Raw genomic sequence first — 1,136 nt, forward strand, 5'->3', positions numbered from 1 at the left:
GATGTTCTATGGGCAGGAGCACAAATACAAAGACCTAAATGAGATTGAACAAGCTATTCACAAATATATCGATTACTACAACAACGTAAGAATCAAAACAGGACGAAAAAACATGACCCCGATTGAATATCGGAATCATGTTCTAACAACCTTAACGGCGTAATACTAATTTGTCCCAATTTTGGGGGTCACATCAGTCTGGCTTTTTGTGTCCTTATAACAGTCTTATAACAGGTAGGCGCTGAAGCGGTCGCGGTCCTGCGGGGACAGGCGGGCGGAGATTTCGATCCCGTCAGCCTGGTAGTCTTCCTTTAATACTCTGGCATGCTGGTGCAGGTAGGCCAGGTCTTTGCCGGCCGTCAGCGGCAGGCGAAGGTCAGCGATTTGGTAATTGCTGAAAAGGCGGGTCGTGATCAATTTGGCCAGGGCCTGGATTGAGGCCGGGTCGACCGCACTGTAGAGCAGGTCATTACCTTCAATCTGCGGATAGGACCGGTCGGTGAGGTCAGCCTTGTTGTAGGCAGTGATCATCGGCATGTCCTTGACGCCGATTTCGTCCAGAACTTCCAGGGTGGTCTTGATCATCTGGTTCATGTTGGGGTCAGCGGCGTCAACGACGTTGATTAGGAGGTCAGCGTCTCTGGCTTCCTGCAGGGTGGCCTTGAAAGAGTCAACCAGCTTGTGGGGTAGTTTAGAAACGAAGCCAACGGTGTCAGACAGGATGAAGGAGAAGCCGTCCAGGTCGATCCGGCGGACAGACGTGTCCAGGGTGGCAAAGAGCATGTCTTTGGCCATGACCTGCTTGTCCTCGCTGCCGGCGCCGAAGGCCTTGAGCAGGCCGTTCATGGTCGTGGACTTGCCGGCGTTGGTATAGCCGACCAGGGCCACTTTAGGCAGGTGGCTTTGGTTGCGTCGGGCGGCCTTGATTTCTTCCTGGCCGGCGATTTCCTTGAGCTCGTGCTTGATGGCGGAGATCTGCTTGCCGATGGTCCGCCGGTTCATTTCCAGTTTGGATTCACCGGCCCCGCGGTTGGCGAAGCCGCCGCCAGTGGAGCCGCCGCTGCCGCGCTGCTGGTCGAGGCTGTTTTCAGAGGGATGCAGCCGGGGCAGTTCGTATTGCAGGCGTGCCAATTGGA

2 protein-coding genes are annotated in these 1,136 nt (G+C 55.1%); one reads left to right on the forward strand and one right to left on the reverse strand.

What is annotated here, in order from left to right; genetic code table 11:
- Window positions 1-163: IS3 family transposase (locus lacNas_RS07650; RefSeq protein ID WP_201346747.1), on the forward strand; the 163-nt coding region annotated here is incomplete at its 5' end.
- A 62-nt stretch (window positions 164-225) separates the two neighbouring features.
- On the opposite strand, the gene hflX is transcribed toward lacNas_RS07650, so the two are convergent.
- Window positions 226-1,136, reverse strand: a 911-nt coding sequence (gene hflX, locus lacNas_RS07655; RefSeq protein WP_201331482.1) for a GTPase HflX, incomplete at its 5' end; no start/stop codon positions are given.

The organism is Lactobacillus nasalidis (assembly GCF_016587775.1).
GTDB lineage: Bacteria > Bacillota > Bacilli > Lactobacillales > Lactobacillaceae > Lactobacillus > Lactobacillus nasalidis.